We start from the raw sequence: 13,441 nt of genomic DNA, 5'->3' as shown, positions 1-13,441 counted from the left end.
TCAGGGTGCCATGCCAGTTTTGATTCACGTGACGCGCGTCCTTGTCAGCTTGTCGGGCGGTAAGGGCTCGGATCAGGCCTTGGTCGAAAAACGATAACCGGTGCCGCGCACGGTTTGTACCAGATTCTCATAGGCATCGCCGAGCGCCTTGCGCAGGCGTCGGATGTGCACGTCCACGGTGCGTTCCTCGACGTAGACGTTGCCGCCCCAGACCTGGTCCAACAACTGTCCACGGGTGTAGGCCCGTTCCTGGTGCGTCATGAAGAATTGCAGCAGGCGGTACTCGGTCGGGCCCATCTCGGCGGGTTTGCCGTCGATGGTCACGCGGTGGCTGATCGGGTCGAGCAGCAGGCCACCGACTTCAATCGGCGCTTCGCCATCGGTCGGCCCGGCGCGGCGCAGCACGGCCTTCAGGCGCGCCACCAGCTCCCGTGGGGAGAACGGCTTGGTGATGTAGTCGTCGGCACCGACTTCCAGGCCCTGGATCTTGTTGTCCTCTTCGCCCTTGGCAGTGAGCATGATGATCGGAATATCGCCGGTCAACTCGTCGCGCTTGAGGCGCCGGGCCAGTTCGATGCCTGAGGTGCCAGGCAGCATCCAGTCCAGCAGGATCAGGTCGGGCTTGCGGTCGACGATGATGGCATGGGCCTGTTGAGAGTTTTCTGCTTCCATGCAGTCATAGCCGGCCATCTCCAACGCAACGGCAATCATCTCGCGGATGGGCGCCTCGTCGTCGACGATCAGAATGCTCCTGCCAACCATGGGGTAATCCTCTTGTCATTTAACTGTCTTGCGCCGCATTAGATAACGGAATTATTGCAGTCGTGTGACACTTATTTCATCGCCCGGCAGCAAGGGGGATCCTGGGCTACGCTTTTCAGTCCGAATCCTGACAACTACAAAGGAAGGTTTCCATGACACAAATGACTGTTTCTTTCAAAGCCCTGCTGATGGCTGCTGCCCTGACGCTGCCTGGATTGGCGATGGCAGCCGATCCTGCAATGGAAAAGGATGGCATGTTCACCGACCATAAGGGCATGACGCTTTACACCTTCGCCAAGGACTCGGCCGGCAAGTCGGTGTGCAATGACAAGTGTGCTGCCAATTGGCCGCCGCTGATGGCTGAGGCGGGTGATAAATCCATGGGTGACTGGACCGTGATCAAGCGTGAGGATGGCTCAATGCAGTGGGCCTATCAGGGCATGCCGCTGTACACCTTCGTGATGGACAAGAAGGCCGGAGACATGACCGGCGACGGCAAAATGGACGGTGCCTGGAAAGTTGCCAAGCCTGACTGACTCAGGTCTGCCAAGAGACGATGTGGCGAGGGGATTTATCCCCGTTGGGCTACGAAAGCAGCCCCAAGGCCGCGATCCCAGTCTGCCTGACACTACGAGATGTCAGGTTTCAGGGCTGCTTCGCAACCCAGCGGGGATAAATCCCCTCGCCACAAAAAGCGCCGCTCAGCGCAGCGCGTAATCCAGCACGATCCCCACGAAAATCGCCAGGCCGGCCCAGTGGTTGTGCAAGAAGGCCTCGAAACAGCGCATCCGGTCCCGGCCACGGGTGTACCAGAACTCCCAGGCGAAGCACGCGGCAGCGGCCACCAACCCCAAGTGGAACCAGCCACCCAGCTGGAATTTCGACCCGGCCAACAACAGGCAGCCCAAGGCCAGGCCTTGCAGCGTCAGGATGATCACCCGGTCGGCGTCGCCGAACAGGATCGCCGTGGACTTCACGCCGATGCGCAGGTCATCGTCCCGGTCGGTCATTGCGTAGTAGGTGTCGTAGCCCACCGTCCACAGCAGGTTGGCGATGTACAGCAACCAGGCGGCCGCGGGCAGATGCCCGGTCTCGGCGGTGAACGCCATCGGCATGCCCCAGGAGAACGCCGCACCCAGCACCACTTGCGGGTAGTAGGTATAGCGCTTCATGAACGGGTAACTGAACGCCAGCGCCAGGCCACCGAGGGACAGCAGGATGGTCGGGGCATTGGTGCACAGCACCAGCAGGAAGCTCACGCTCATCAGCACGGCGAAGAACACCAGCGCCTCTTTCGAACTGATCTTGCCGCTCACCAGCGGGCGCTGCTCGGTGCGTTTGACGTGGCCATCCACCTTGCGGTCGGCCCAGTCATTGATCACACAGCCGCCGGCGCGGGTCAGCACCACGCCGAGCACGAAAATCACCACGTTGGCGATGGACGGCGATCCTTCACCGGCAATCCACAACGCCCACAATGTCGGCCACAGCAGCAGGTAGATGCCGATGGGCTTGTCCATGCGAGTCAATTGCACGAAGTCCCACGCCCTTGGGTTCAGGCGATTCAAGGATTTGAGCAGTTGCACGTACATCAGCAATTCTCCGAATAGGCGCGGGCGACGGTCCACAAGCGCGGCAGGAAGATTTCCGCCACCAGCACGCTCAACGCACCGCGATCGAAACGTGAACGGCGACCCCACAGGCCGCTGGCGCGTACGTCTTGCGGCAATCCGGCCTCGGGGTAATGGCAAACTTCGATGGCCCTGCGCTGGAACGCCTGGTCGCAAAACAGCAGTTCGCCCAGGGAGCGGCTGCCCAACTCGTCCATCTGCAACCCGTCACCCTGCAAGGCGCTGCGCGCCGCCACGCTGCGGGCGAACACCCAAGGCTGGTCGCGGCCGCGCAGATACACTTCGCGTACCCAGCCCTCGCTGCCCTCGGCCAGGTCCAGCGCTGCACATTCGTCGGCGCGCAATGGCTGCCAGCCTTCGAACAAGGGCGTCACGTCGAAGTGGCCGTCCGAGAGACGTGTGAGGCGCCGGGTCAGGGATCCTTCGTCGAACAGCCAGTCGAGTACACCCGCGTCGGGACGGGGCGACAGCAGGTGCTGGGGCAGCCATTGGAGTGTAGGAAATATCGAATTTGTATGCGGCACAGAGGTCTTGAATGGCAGCAAATGAGGTCGCGAGCTTACCATGTCGGGCGCGGGTTTTGACGGGGCCGGCCTGTCGCCTGCCGATCGTGCTTGCATCTGTGGCAAGCGATCAGTACAAAACGGCCCTGAGCCGGAAAATATCGGCCAAGGCCTGACATATCGAGGAAGAATTGGAATGAAGAAGTGGCAATGTATCGTCTGTGGCCTGATCTACAACGAAGCTGATGGCTGGCCTGACGATGGCATCGCGCCCGGCACCCGCTGGGAGGACGTACCGGCAGACTGGCTGTGCCCGGACTGCGGCGTCGGCAAGATGGATTTCGAAATGATCGAAATCAACTGATCGTTTCATCAAGGGGAGAGCAACATGAGTGCACCTGTCGTTATCGTCGGTACTGGGCTGGCCGGTTATAACCTGGCCCGGGAGTTTCGCAAGCTCGACAGCGAAACCCCGTTGCTGCTGATTACCGCGGACGATGGTCGCTCGTATTCCAAGCCGATGCTTTCTACGGGCTTTGGCAAGAACAAAGACGCCGACGGCCTGAGCATGGCCGAACCGGGGGCCATGGCCGAGCAGCTCAAGGCCGAAGTACGCACCCACACCCGTATCAGCGGCATCGATCCGGGGCACAAGCGGCTGTGGATCGGCGAGGAGGCGGTGAACTACCGCGACTTGATCCTGGCCTGGGGCGCCGAAACCGTACGCGTGCCGGTGCAGGGCGATGCAGCGGACCTGATCTTTCCCATCAACGACCTGGAAGACTACGCCCGCTTCAGGGCCGCGGCCGCCGGCAAGCGCCGGGTGTTGCTGCTGGGCGCCGGCCTGATTGGCTGCGAGTTCGCCAACGACCTGAGCCTGGGGGGCTACGAAGTGCAACTGGTGGCGCCGTGCGAGCAAGTCATGCCGACGCTGTTGCACCCGGCCGCTGCGGCAGCGGTCCAGGCCGGGCTGGAAAGCCTTGGCGCGCGTTTCCACCTGGGCCCAGTGCTCAACCGCTTGCAGAAGGTCGCAGATGGGCTGGAGGCGCACTTGTCCGACGGCCAGGTGATCGCCTGCGACCTGGTGGTCTCGGCCATCGGCCTGCGACCACGCATCGATCTGGCCGCCGCCGCTGGCCTCGTGGTCAACCGCGGCGTCGTGGTCGATCGTCACCTGAAAACCTCCCACGCCAACATCTACGCCCTGGGCGACTGCGCCGAGGTGGACGGTTTGAACCTGCTGTATGTCATGCCGCTGATGAGCTGCGCCCGGGCCCTGGCTCAAACCCTGGCCGGCAATCCGACTGCCGTCAGCTACGGCGCCATGCCGATTACCGTGAAAACCCCGGTGTGCCCCTTGGTGGTGTCGCCTCCACCGCGAGGCAGTGAGGGTGTATGGAGCGTCGAAGGGCAGGGCGCGGATATCAAGGCCCTGTGCCGTGACGCGCAAGGCAATCTGTTGGGCTACGCCCTGACAGGCACGGCGGTGATGGAGAAACTGGCGCTGAACAAGGAGCTTCCAGCTCTGCTGGCGTAAATACTGGTCGTTCTGTCGCAAAAACCCTACTTTTGGCCCCACAAAGGTCGCCCGCCCACTGGCGCGGTTTTCGGCACCGTGCCATCCTCACTCCCGTCTGCCGCAGAGTAGAGCCTGCGGCGCCTTAGGGGTTGTTCCAAAGAGAACAGCACGGACATAACAACAAAAAAACCGTCAAAGGGGCTTCATTCATGCGTAAACCAGAACTCGCCGCCGCCATCGCGGAAAAAGCAGACCTCACCAAAGAACAAGCCAACCGCGTCCTCAACGCCGTCCTCGAAGAAATCACCGGCGCCCTGCACCGCAAGGACAGCGTGACCCTGGTGGGCTTCGGCACTTTCCTGCAACGCCACCGCGGCGCCCGCACTGGCAAGAACCCGCAGACCGGTGAGCCAGTGAAGATCAAGGCCAGCAACACCGTTGCCTTCAAGCCAGGCAAGTCCTTGAAAGAAAGCGTCAACCCATAATTGCTACGAGTACCTCGGCCAGGGGGAAGCAAGCAGCAATCAAAAGGGCATACCGATGAATCGGTATGCCCTTTTTTGTGCGGGGTTGCTGGCTGTGGCCCGGCATTCAGTGTGGGAGCGAGCTTGCTCGCGATAGCGGTGGGTCAGCTTGCTTCAATGGTTGTCGGTACTGTCGTCATCGCGAGCAAGCTCGCTCCCACATCGGAACGGCGTCAAGCCTGATGGCATGCATAACGACAAACAAGTGTGGGAGCGAGCTTGCTCGCGATGACGTCCGCCTAGTCAGCGGAAATCTTCGGCTGCGCCAATCGCTTCAAGGCCGCCTTGCGCTCTTGGATTGGCAATTTGCCCAGCTTTTCCACCGCCGCATAAAACGCAATCCAATCACCGTCCTCTTGCTTGAACAGCGCCGCAAACGCCGGCACCCACTGGTCATACAGCCCGAACGGCAGCAACCGTGCATTGTTCAATGGGGCATAGACCCAGGCGTCGTAGCGTTTGTCGCCCGCCCATTGGGTATCGCGCAGGTGTTCATAGTCGATGCGCAAGCGTTCGAATTGCGCTGCTTTGCGTTGGCGCATCTGTTCGGCTGTCAGCGGTTGGGCGTAGAGGGTTTCCAGGCGCTGGCGGGTGCCGAGGATCAGTTGGATGAATTGGTCGCGCTGACGTACCTGCTTGCCGTTATCCGGCGCCAGTGCGCGGCTGGCACGCCATTGCCGGGTGCCTTCCTGTTCGACGAAGGTGGCGAAAGACTCATTGAATTCGGTGTCGTCCTTTACATAAAACCGCTGGTGCGCCAGTTCATGAAAGATCAGCGTCGCCAGGCGCTCGTCGCCCCAATGCATCATCGAGCTCAGGATCGGGTCGTTGAACCAGCCCAGCGTCGAATAGGCCTCTACACCGCCGATCGCCACGTCCATGCCCTGCAAGCGCTGCAAGGCGGCCTCGCCACGGGCGGCGCCCTGGCTGTAATAACCGCGATAGGCCACGCAACCGGCAATGGGAAAGCAATGATTTTGCGGCGCCAGGGAAAACTCTGGCGTGGCGAAGACATTCCAGACGACGAACGGCCGGCCAATGTCTGCGTACAGGCGATAGCTTTGATTGTCCGGTAGATGCAAGTGATCACTGGCAAACGCCCGTGCCTCGCGCGCCTGGGCCAGGTGTGCCTTGAGTCGGGTATCGCGAGCAGGGTCGGCAATGACCTGGTCGATAGGCTCCCGGGCCTGCAACAACCGCAACTGCCCGCCGACCAGTTGGCTGTAATAACCGACGCTGGCGCAACCGTTCAGTAACAAAAGGAGGAGGCCTGGAAACAAAATCTGGAAAACACGGTCGAGTAACCGATGGCTTGAACGCGGCCTGATCAATTGGAATCACCCTGGGAAGTCTGCCCACAAGACTATCTCGCCTGCCTGGAGCTTCGCTATGCGCGTGTTGATGCTGACGAGTGGCCTGTTGTTGCTCACCGGTTGTGCCGGCTTGCCTGACCCCGATCCCTCCCAAGCGTGGATCGACCTGGGAAACCAGCAGGACACCGCGCTACAAGCGCTGGAAGTCGATGACAAGATGTCCGTCGACCGACGTTATTTCGAAGTGCAACCCGGTAGCCATGAACTGACGGTGCGTTATCAATTTGCCGTCGAACCCGGCAATATCGGCCCGGAGGCCGAGCCGCTGTGGCGCGATTGCCGATTGAACGTGACGTTCAAAGACTTCAATGCCGGCCAACGCTACCAACTGCAGGCCGGCAGCATTGGTTTCCGGCCGTGGGCCAAGCTGTACGATCAGCAGCGCAAAGTGGTGGGGCAAGGTACACCGGCGGGCTGCCAACAGACGTGATTGGCGCTATGCTCAGTGCCTGATCTTCAGGACATACACCATGCGCTTATCCCTGCTACTACTGGCCCTGGTCTCCATGAGCGGTTGCGCGACGAGCCCGCTGCCCCAGGTTGACCCGAACATGGCGTGGGTTGATTTCGCGACCCCCATGCCGGGCGGCAAAATGCTGATGGCTGAAAGCCTGGACGGCCAGCGATTGCGAGACGGGCGGTTCTTCCAGGTTTCGCCCGGCAGCCACGAATTGAAAGTGCGCTTCGACTTCGAAGTGTTCAGTGGCGGTGGCCTGGGCATGCAAGCCGAACCGCAAGAGCGGCTGTGCTACATGCTTGTGCGTTACGATCATTTCGAGGCCGGCCAACGCTATCGGCTGGAGGCTCGCAACCTGGCATTCACACCCAGCGCCCGGCTCTATGACGCCAAGCGTCAAATCGTGGCCGAAGAGCGGCAAGTCAACTGCGTTCCGTAGGGCGTCCTAGCGGTCGTTCTTCTGGTAGATGATCTTCTTCGTGCCGTTTTCGCAAGTGCCCACCACCATGTTCTGGTCGTGGACTTCGGCATTCGTGACGATTTCCAGCGTGTAGGACGCCACGTTGTTTGCCTGGATCTTCGCTTCGATTTCCGCTTTCAGCTCTTCACAGGATTTGGGTGCTGCAAGGGCTGATGCAGCGAATGCGCAGCCGATGACTACCAGGGCTGATCGTTTCATGTTCGAATTCCTCATGGCAGCGTGCACTGCCTGTGCACTGAAACTGCGGCTTCATTCGATCATCATTGTGCCAGGGTAAACAGCTCCACCGCATTCAATAAAATCGCAGCCTTCGCCAGCGCCTGCCAAGGCTGCGATCCGTTTCACGCGTCAGTTCACCAGCGTCGCATCCAGGGTGATCCGGGCGTTCAGCACCTTGGAAACCGGGCACCCTTCCTTGGCTTTCTTGCTCAGCTCATCGAATTGCGCCTGGCTGGCGCCGGGGATTTTTGCCTTGAGCACCAGCTTGACCGCCGTGATCGCGAAACCGCCCTCGACCTGGTCCAGGGTCACTTCGGCGTTGGTGTCGATACTGTCGGCCTTGAGCCCGGCTTCGCCGAGGATCATCGAAAAGGCCATGGAAAAGCAGCCGGCATGGGCCGCGCCGATCAATTCCTCGGGGTTGGTGCCCTTGCCGCCTTCGAATCGCGCCTTGAAGCCATAGGGCGCTTCGCGCAACACACCGGTTTCCGTGGAAATGGAACCGATACCGGTTTTCAGGTCACCTTCCCAATGAGCCGATGCTTTCTTGATGATAGCCATGTCTGCCTCCTGAAGATCCGGCGCGAGAGACGCGCCTGTGTATTTTTTAGCTGCCTGGGTTGTGAGGATAGACCGCCTGTAAAAGTTCACCTTGTCGATTAGCCGACGAATTTAGTAGGAAATTTCGTCGCAACTATTGAAACTCGGGTATATGCCCACATTGCATGGCACACACCTTTAGAAACGGCAGGCTTTGCCCGTAGGAAAAGCCCGGAACGCCGTTGGAGATCCTGGCCCATGAAACAGCTGTCCGACGTGAAATTCTCAACCCTCGATCTGGTGCCTGTCCGCGCCGATGGCAATGCCGCCCAATCCTTGCGTAACTCGCTGGACCTGGCGCAGCACGTGGAACAATACGGCTACACCCGCTTCTGGGTGGCCGAGCACCACAACATGGACGGTATCGCCAGTTCGGCCACGGCGGTGCTGCTGGGTTACCTGGCGGGGGGCACGTCGACCATTCGCGTCGGCTCCGGCGGCGTCATGCTGCCCAATCACGCACCGTTGATCATCGCCGAACAGTTCGGCACGTTGGAAAGCCTCTACCCGGGTCGAATCGATTTGGGCCTGGGACGTGCGCCAGGTTCCGACCAGATGACCGCCCGGGCGCTGCGTCGCGAGCGCTCCGGCAGCGCGGACGATTTTCCCGAGGACGTGGCCGAACTGATGCGCTACCTGGGCCCGCGTACCCCGGATCAACGCATCATCGCGATGCCCGGCACGGGGACCAACGTGCCAGTATGGCTGCTGGGCTCGAGCCTGTTCAGCGCCCAGTTGGCTGGTGAGCGCGGTTTGCCCTACGCATTCGCCTCCCATTTCGCACCGCGCTATATGCACGAGGCGATTCGCATCTACCGTAACCACTTCAAACCGTCGGCGGTGCTCGACAAGCCTTATGTGATGCTCGGCGTGCCGCTGGTGGCAGCGGATACCGACGAACAGGCTGATTACCTGGCAACGTCGGTGTACCAACGAATCCTGGCGTTGATGCGTGGCCAGAGCCTGGTGCAGCGTCCGCCGGTCGAGACCATGAACGGTCTCTGGTTGCCCCATGAGAAAGAGGCGGTCGGCGATTTCCTGGGCTTGGCCATGGTCGGCGGCCCGCAGAAAATTCGCGCCAGGCTGCAAGTGCTGATCGAGCAGACCCAGGCCGATGAGCTGATTTTCACCAGTGACCTTTACGAGCACGCCGATCGCCTGCACTCCTACGAGTTGTTGGCGCAGGTCATGAAAGGCTGAATGACACCCACGAAAAAGCCGACGCGTTGCGTCGGCTTTGATGTTCGAAAAGAATCACTTTTTATAGATGATTTCTTTCGTACCGCCCTCACAGGTGCCGACGACTTTTCCGTCAGCCGCTGCGCCTTTATCGACGACTTCCAGCGAATAACCTGACACGCCCTTGGCGTCCAGCTTCGCCGCGATTTCGCTCTTCAGCTCTTCGCAGGGCTTACCGGCCGCAAACGCACCACCGGCGAGGCTCAGCAAACCCAGGGCCACCATCAACTTTTTCATCGCTCGCACTCCTTGGTCGGATCAAATAGGGCAGGTATTGGAAAGCGTATTGCGCAGACCATAGCGCATCGCCACTCCCTATGGCACTCCGCCAGCGTGCAAGTTCAAAGAACCTCAGCTATTGGCAATACGGAAGCCGACTTTGATGGTCACCTGAAAGTGTGCGGCCCGGCCATTTTCGATGTGTCCCCGGGTTTCCGTGACTTCGAACCACTCCAGATGCTTGAGGCTTTTGCTGGCCTCGGCCAGGGCATTGTTGATGGCATCTTCAATGCTGGTGGGAGACGAGCCGACCAGTTCGACTTTTTTGTAGGTGTGGTGATCACTCATGGGGATTTCTCCTTGGTTGTGTTTAACAGCCTAGCAGCGATTTTTCGTCTTACGTGTGTCGTCGTTGGCGCGCTGAAGTTCAGATTTACTGCACTTTCAGAAACGACCGGAGTCCCAATTCACACACGCCACTCAACCACTGCAGGAGAGAGCCACCATGGCCAGCAATTCGTTACGCAAAGCCTCGTTGCAAAGCATGGAAGCCGAGATCGAGAGTCTGCTCAAGTCGTTGGAAAGCCTGAAGGATGACGCTTCGGACGAGTCGCGTAAGACCCTCAAATCGCTCAAGGCCAATGCCGAGAGCGCGCTGAAACATTCCCGCCATCTGCTCAGCGACGCCTATGAAGAGGTCAAGGTGAAAACCCGTGAAACCGGGATCGCCACCCGCGACTATGCGCAGGAACACCCATGGACCACGGCCGGTGTCGCGGTCGGTGCGCTGGGTTTGCTGGCTGCTTACTTGCTGTGTAAACGCGGTGACTGAGTCGGTTGGCTCAGCTCATGCCTGAGCCACTGGGCCAATTGTCGAGCGCGCCCGTCCGCGGCGCGCTTGGGTAGCCATAACGCCAGTCGCGCCGTGGTTTCATCGAAACCCCACGGCGCGACCAGGCGACCGGCGCGCACATCCTCGGCCACCAGCGGCTCGGGCGCGATCGCCACGCCTAACCCCGCTACGGCGGCCTCCAGCAAGTAATACAAATGCTCGAATCCTTGCCCGAACTTCAGTGCCTGGGGTTCCAGGGCGTTTTGTCGTGCCCAGGTCGGCCACGCCTGAGGGCGGGACGTGGTGTGCAGCAACGGCTCGTCCAGCAGCGCCCTGGCCGGTGCCGCCTGCAAGCGGGCGAATCCGGCGTAGTGGGGGCTCATCACGGGGCCGATCCGCTCGCTCACCAGTTCGTACACTTGCATGTCGGCCGGCCAGGGCGGCTCGGCGAATACCAGCAAGGCGTCCAGCCCCGGTCGCCTGGGGTCCAGGTCGCCTTCGCCGGCGGACAGGTGCAGGCGCAAATCCGGAAGGTCGGCGTTGAGCCTGCCCAGGCGGGGAATAAACCATCGCGCCAGCAGGCTACCCGAGCAGCCCAGGACAAACGGGGCGTCTGCCGTGCTTTGCTTCAGCTGCGCGCAAGCGCTGCGTAACCGCTCGAACGCTTCGGCGCTGGCGTCTCGCAGGCGCAAGCCGGCATCTGTGAGTTTCAAGCCGCGCCCGTCCTTGATGAACAAGCTGACGCCCAAATGCTCCTCCAGCACTTTCAGCTGTCGACTCACGGCCCCATGGGTAACGTGCAGGTGTTCGGCCGCCTGGCTTACGCTATTCAGGCGGGCGGTGGCCTCGAAGGCGCGCAAGGCGTTGAGGGGGGGCAGGTCCTGGCTCATGTTATCTGTGAGTTTTCCTGACAGGTTGTGGCGATCTTATCGGTTTTCACTGAGAGATGTCAGGGGTAGAGTGAGCGTCATTGTCTTTCAACGCATTTGCCTGGAGCGCCCGATGACCCAGCCTACGACCCCTTTCAACCTGCGCAGTGGCCCCGATGCCAACGGTCTGTTCGGTGCATTCGGCGGCCGCTATGTGGCCGAGACCCTGATGCCGCTGATCCTTGATCTGGCCCGTGAATACGACGTGGCGAAGGACGATCCTGCCTTCATTGAGGAACTGGCCTACTTCCAGCGCGACTACGTCGGTCGTCCGAGCCCGCTCTACTTCGCCGAGCGCCTGACCGAATACTGCGGCGGCGCCAAGATCTACCTCAAGCGTGAAGAGCTGAACCACACCGGCGCGCACAAGATCAACAACTGCATCGGCCAGATCCTGCTGGCGCGGCGCATGGGCAAAAAACGCATCATCGCCGAGACCGGCGCCGGCATGCACGGCGTGGCGACCGCAACCGTGGCCGCGCGTTTTGGCCTCGATTGCGTGATCTACATGGGCACCACCGACATCGAACGCCAACAGGCCAACGTGTTCCGCATGAAGCTGCTGGGTGCTGAAGTCATCCCGGTGGTCGCCGGCACCGGCACCCTGAAAGATGCCATGAACGAGGCCCTGCGCGACTGGGTCACCAATGTCGACAGCACGTTCTACCTGATCGGCACGGTGGCGGGCCCGCATCCGTACCCGGCCATGGTGCGCGATTTCCAGGCCGTGATCGGCAAGGAAACCCGCGATCAACTGCAAGCCCAGGAAGGTCGCCTGCCGGACAGCCTGGTGGCGTGCATCGGCGGCGGCTCCAACGCCATGGGCCTGTTTCACCCGTTCCTGGACGACAAGGGTGTCGAGATCATCGGCGTCGAAGCCGCCGGTTATGGCATCGAGACCGGTAAGCACGCGGCGAGCCTGAACGGCGGCGTCCCCGGTGTGCTGCACGGCAACCGTACCTTCTTGCTCCAGGACGACGACGGCCAGATCATCGACGCCCATTCGATTTCCGCGGGGCTCGACTACCCCGGTATCGGCCCGGAACATGCCTGGTTGCACGACATTGGCCGCGTCCAGTACACCTCGGTCACTGACGCCGAAGCCTTGGAAGCCTTTCACAAATGCTGTCGTCTGGAAGGGATCATTCCTGCACTGGAAAGCGCCCATGCCCTGGCGGAAGTGTTCAAGCGCGCACCTGACCTGCCGAAGGATCACCTGATGGTGGTCAACCTGTCCGGCCGTGGCGACAAAGACATGCAAACCGTGATGCACCACATGGAACAGTCCCAGCAGGAGAAACACTGATGAGCCGCCTGCAAACCCGTTTTGCCGAACTCAAGGAACAGAACCGCGCCGCCCTGGTGACTTTCGTCACGGCTGGCGACCCGGACTACGACACGTCGCTGGCGATCCTCAAGGGCCTGCCGGCGGCCGGTGCCGACGTGATCGAGCTTGGCATGCCGTTCACCGACCCGATGGCCGACGGCCCGGCGATCCAGTTGGCAAACATCCGCGCCCTGGGGGCCCAGCAGAACCTGGCGAAAACCCTGCAAATGGTTCGCGAGTTCCGCAAAGACAACACGCAGACACCGCTGGTGTTGATGGGCTATTTCAACCCGATCCACCGTTATGGTGTGCAGCGTTTCATTGGTGAGGCGCTGGATTGCGGGGTGGATGGCCTGATCGTGGTGGACCTGCCGCCCGAACACAACAGCGAACTGTGCGAGCCCGCCCAGGCGGCAGGCCTGGACTTCATCCGCTTGACGACGCCGACCACTGACGATGTGCGTTTGCCGACGGTGCTCAACGGCAGTTCGGGTTTTGTGTACTACGTGTCGGTGGCCGGCGTGACCGGCGCGGGCGCCGCGACACTGGAGCACGTGGAAGAAGCCGTGGCGCGCCTGCGTCGCCATACCGACCTGCCCATCAGCATCGGTTTCGGTATCCGTACGCCGGAGCAGGCCGCTGCCATCGCACGGTTGGCCGACGGGGTGGTGGTGGGTTCGGCGCTGATCGACCATATCGCCAGCGCCGACACATCGGAACAAGCGATCGATGGTGTGTTGAGCTTGTGTGCGGCCCTGGCTGATGGTGTGCGCAAGGCGCGTCTGGGCTGATTCCTGGTTCGGCTCGCAGCCAAAATAAAAGGGTT

General features: G+C 61.1%; 19 protein-coding genes. 10 read left to right on the top strand and 9 right to left on the bottom strand.

What is annotated here, in order from left to right; translation table 11 throughout:
- Positions 1-72: 72 nt before the first annotated feature.
- Entirely contained in the window at positions 73-762 is a 690-nt protein-coding gene (gene phoB / locus ACMTA2_RS00465; protein WP_003177195.1) for a phosphate regulon transcriptional regulator PhoB, read from the bottom strand.
- 152 nt (positions 763-914) lie between these two features.
- On the opposite strand from phoB, the gene ACMTA2_RS00460 reads away from it, so the two are divergent.
- The gene (locus ACMTA2_RS00460; protein ID WP_413793259.1) at positions 915-1,298 is read left to right on the top strand and encodes a COG4315 family predicted lipoprotein; all 384 of its coding nucleotides are present in this window, start codon (positions 915-917) and stop codon (positions 1,296-1,298) included.
- Positions 1,299-1,463: 165 nt separating this feature from the next.
- Here the strand turns inward: ACMTA2_RS00460 and ubiA are convergent, their stop codons facing one another.
- Together ubiA and ACMTA2_RS00450 are read right to left on the bottom strand one after the other, a co-directional pair.
- On the bottom strand, positions 1,464-2,354 hold the full coding sequence (gene ubiA, locus ACMTA2_RS00455) for a 4-hydroxybenzoate octaprenyltransferase (RefSeq protein ID WP_413793258.1): 891 nt from the start codon (positions 2,352-2,354) through the stop codon (positions 1,464-1,466).
- On the bottom strand, positions 2,354-2,917 hold the full coding sequence (locus ACMTA2_RS00450) for a chorismate--pyruvate lyase family protein (RefSeq protein WP_413793257.1): 564 nt from the start codon (positions 2,915-2,917) through the stop codon (positions 2,354-2,356). Before ACMTA2_RS00450 ends, ubiA begins: the two co-directional genes overlap by 1 nt.
- Before the next feature lie 175 nt (positions 2,918-3,092).
- On the opposite strand from ACMTA2_RS00450, the gene ACMTA2_RS00445 reads away from it, so the two are divergent.
- From ACMTA2_RS00445 to ACMTA2_RS00435, 3 genes are all read left to right on the top strand, one after another.
- Positions 3,093-3,260, top strand: a complete 168-nt coding sequence (locus ACMTA2_RS00445) for a rubredoxin (protein WP_003177199.1) — start codon at positions 3,093-3,095, stop codon at positions 3,258-3,260.
- 24 nt (positions 3,261-3,284) lie between these two features.
- The gene (locus ACMTA2_RS00440) at positions 3,285-4,433 is read left to right on the top strand and encodes an NAD(P)/FAD-dependent oxidoreductase (RefSeq protein ID WP_413793256.1); all 1,149 of its coding nucleotides are present in this window, start codon (positions 3,285-3,287) and stop codon (positions 4,431-4,433) included.
- Positions 4,434-4,624: 191 nt separating this feature from the next.
- Positions 4,625-4,900, top strand: a complete 276-nt coding sequence (locus ACMTA2_RS00435) for an HU family DNA-binding protein (RefSeq protein WP_060739802.1) — start codon at positions 4,625-4,627, stop codon at positions 4,898-4,900.
- Positions 4,901-5,178: 278 nt separating this feature from the next.
- Here the strand turns inward: ACMTA2_RS00435 and ACMTA2_RS00430 are convergent, their stop codons facing one another.
- Positions 5,179-6,270 carry an aminopeptidase gene (locus tag ACMTA2_RS00430; protein WP_413793255.1) on the bottom strand — a complete coding sequence of 364 codons (1,092 nt, stop codon included), beginning with the start codon at positions 6,268-6,270 and terminating at the stop codon, positions 5,179-5,181.
- A 58-nt stretch (positions 6,271-6,328) separates the two neighbouring features.
- On the opposite strand from ACMTA2_RS00430, the gene ACMTA2_RS00425 reads away from it, so the two are divergent.
- On the top strand, positions 6,329-6,742 hold the full coding sequence (locus ACMTA2_RS00425) for a PA0061/PA0062 family lipoprotein (protein WP_413793254.1): 414 nt from the start codon (positions 6,329-6,331) through the stop codon (positions 6,740-6,742).
- Positions 6,743-6,782: 40 nt separating this feature from the next.
- On the top strand, positions 6,783-7,208 hold the full coding sequence (locus tag ACMTA2_RS00420; protein WP_413793253.1) for a PA0061/PA0062 family lipoprotein: 426 nt from the start codon (positions 6,783-6,785) through the stop codon (positions 7,206-7,208).
- A gap of 6 nt (positions 7,209-7,214) precedes the next feature.
- Here ACMTA2_RS00420 and ACMTA2_RS00415 read toward each other — a convergent pair whose 3' ends face one another.
- Both ACMTA2_RS00415 and ACMTA2_RS00410 read right to left on the bottom strand, forming a co-directional pair.
- Positions 7,215-7,448, bottom strand: coding sequence for a DUF1161 domain-containing protein (locus ACMTA2_RS00415; protein ID WP_413793252.1), 234 nt, complete (start codon positions 7,446-7,448; stop codon positions 7,215-7,217).
- A 150-nt stretch (positions 7,449-7,598) separates the two neighbouring features.
- Entirely contained in the window at positions 7,599-8,030 is a 432-nt protein-coding gene (locus tag ACMTA2_RS00410; protein ID WP_413793251.1) for an OsmC family protein, read from the bottom strand.
- A gap of 237 nt (positions 8,031-8,267) precedes the next feature.
- On the opposite strand from ACMTA2_RS00410, the gene ACMTA2_RS00405 reads away from it, so the two are divergent.
- Positions 8,268-9,269, top strand: coding sequence for an LLM class flavin-dependent oxidoreductase (locus ACMTA2_RS00405; RefSeq protein WP_413793250.1), 1,002 nt, complete (start codon positions 8,268-8,270; stop codon positions 9,267-9,269).
- Positions 9,270-9,323: 54 nt separating this feature from the next.
- On the opposite strand, the gene ACMTA2_RS00400 is transcribed toward ACMTA2_RS00405, so the two are convergent.
- Positions 9,324-9,545 (bottom strand): DUF1161 domain-containing protein, encoded by a 222-nt coding sequence (locus ACMTA2_RS00400; protein WP_413793249.1) that lies wholly within the window; start codon positions 9,543-9,545, stop codon positions 9,324-9,326.
- A 114-nt stretch (positions 9,546-9,659) separates the two neighbouring features.
- Positions 9,660-9,875 carry a dodecin gene (locus ACMTA2_RS00395; RefSeq protein ID WP_003177209.1) on the bottom strand — a complete coding sequence of 72 codons (216 nt, stop codon included), beginning with the start codon at positions 9,873-9,875 and terminating at the stop codon, positions 9,660-9,662.
- A 157-nt stretch (positions 9,876-10,032) separates the two neighbouring features.
- Between ACMTA2_RS00395 and ACMTA2_RS00390 the strand changes: the two genes are divergently transcribed.
- Positions 10,033-10,359, top strand: coding sequence for an ElaB/YgaM/YqjD family protein (locus tag ACMTA2_RS00390; protein WP_025211165.1), 327 nt, complete (start codon positions 10,033-10,035; stop codon positions 10,357-10,359).
- Here ACMTA2_RS00390 and ACMTA2_RS00385 read toward each other — a convergent pair.
- Positions 10,332-11,249, bottom strand: a complete 918-nt coding sequence (locus ACMTA2_RS00385) for a LysR family transcriptional regulator (RefSeq protein WP_413793248.1) — start codon at positions 11,247-11,249, stop codon at positions 10,332-10,334. The two genes, ACMTA2_RS00390 and ACMTA2_RS00385, sit on opposite strands and share 28 nt — an antisense overlap.
- A 112-nt stretch (positions 11,250-11,361) precedes the next feature.
- Here ACMTA2_RS00385 and trpB point away from each other — a divergent pair, with 112 nt between their 5' ends.
- Together trpB and trpA are read left to right on the top strand one after the other, a co-directional pair.
- Positions 11,362-12,594: a tryptophan synthase subunit beta gene (gene trpB, locus ACMTA2_RS00380; RefSeq protein ID WP_413793247.1), complete on the top strand. Its 1,233-nt coding sequence runs from the start codon at positions 11,362-11,364 to the stop codon at positions 12,592-12,594.
- The gene (trpA, locus tag ACMTA2_RS00375; protein WP_413793246.1) at positions 12,594-13,406 is read left to right on the top strand and encodes a tryptophan synthase subunit alpha; all 813 of its coding nucleotides are present in this window, start codon (positions 12,594-12,596) and stop codon (positions 13,404-13,406) included. Before trpB ends, trpA begins: the two co-directional genes overlap by 1 nt.
- Positions 13,407-13,441 lie beyond the last annotated feature (35 nt).

The organism is Pseudomonas medicaginis (assembly GCF_965119365.1).
Lineage (GTDB): Bacteria > Pseudomonadota > Gammaproteobacteria > Pseudomonadales > Pseudomonadaceae > Aquipseudomonas.
This window is presented reverse-complemented; position numbering and strand designations above follow the sequence as displayed.

Coding starts and splice junctions, on each gene's coding strand:
- ACMTA2_RS00445 (WP_003177199.1), top strand. CDS start 3,093: ATGAAGAAGTGGCAATGTATCGTCTGTGGCCTGATCTACAACGAAGCT.
- trpA (WP_413793246.1), top strand. CDS start 12,594: ATGAGCCGCCTGCAAACCCGTTTTGCCGAACTCAAGGAACAGAACCGC.
- ACMTA2_RS00420 (WP_413793253.1), top strand. CDS start 6,783: ATGCGCTTATCCCTGCTACTACTGGCCCTGGTCTCCATGAGCGGTTGC.
- ACMTA2_RS00415 (WP_413793252.1), bottom strand. CDS start 7,448: ATGAAACGATCAGCCCTGGTAGTCATCGGCTGCGCATTCGCTGCATCA.
- ACMTA2_RS00400 (WP_413793249.1), bottom strand. CDS start 9,545: ATGAAAAAGTTGATGGTGGCCCTGGGTTTGCTGAGCCTCGCCGGTGGT.
- ACMTA2_RS00435 (WP_060739802.1), top strand. CDS start 4,625: ATGCGTAAACCAGAACTCGCCGCCGCCATCGCGGAAAAAGCAGACCTC.
- ACMTA2_RS00405 (WP_413793250.1), top strand. CDS start 8,268: ATGAAACAGCTGTCCGACGTGAAATTCTCAACCCTCGATCTGGTGCCT.
- ACMTA2_RS00390 (WP_025211165.1), top strand. CDS start 10,033: ATGGCCAGCAATTCGTTACGCAAAGCCTCGTTGCAAAGCATGGAAGCC.
- trpB (WP_413793247.1), top strand. CDS start 11,362: ATGACCCAGCCTACGACCCCTTTCAACCTGCGCAGTGGCCCCGATGCC.
- phoB (WP_003177195.1), bottom strand. CDS start 762: ATGGTTGGCAGGAGCATTCTGATCGTCGACGACGAGGCGCCCATCCGC.
- ACMTA2_RS00385 (WP_413793248.1), bottom strand. CDS start 11,249: ATGAGCCAGGACCTGCCCCCCCTCAACGCCTTGCGCGCCTTCGAGGCC.
- ACMTA2_RS00425 (WP_413793254.1), top strand. CDS start 6,329: ATGCGCGTGTTGATGCTGACGAGTGGCCTGTTGTTGCTCACCGGTTGT.
- ACMTA2_RS00440 (WP_413793256.1), top strand. CDS start 3,285: ATGAGTGCACCTGTCGTTATCGTCGGTACTGGGCTGGCCGGTTATAAC.
- ubiA (WP_413793258.1), bottom strand. CDS start 2,354: ATGTACGTGCAACTGCTCAAATCCTTGAATCGCCTGAACCCAAGGGCG.
- ACMTA2_RS00460 (WP_413793259.1), top strand. CDS start 915: ATGACACAAATGACTGTTTCTTTCAAAGCCCTGCTGATGGCTGCTGCC.
- ACMTA2_RS00395 (WP_003177209.1), bottom strand. CDS start 9,875: ATGAGTGATCACCACACCTACAAAAAAGTCGAACTGGTCGGCTCGTCT.
- ACMTA2_RS00410 (WP_413793251.1), bottom strand. CDS start 8,030: ATGGCTATCATCAAGAAAGCATCGGCTCATTGGGAAGGTGACCTGAAA.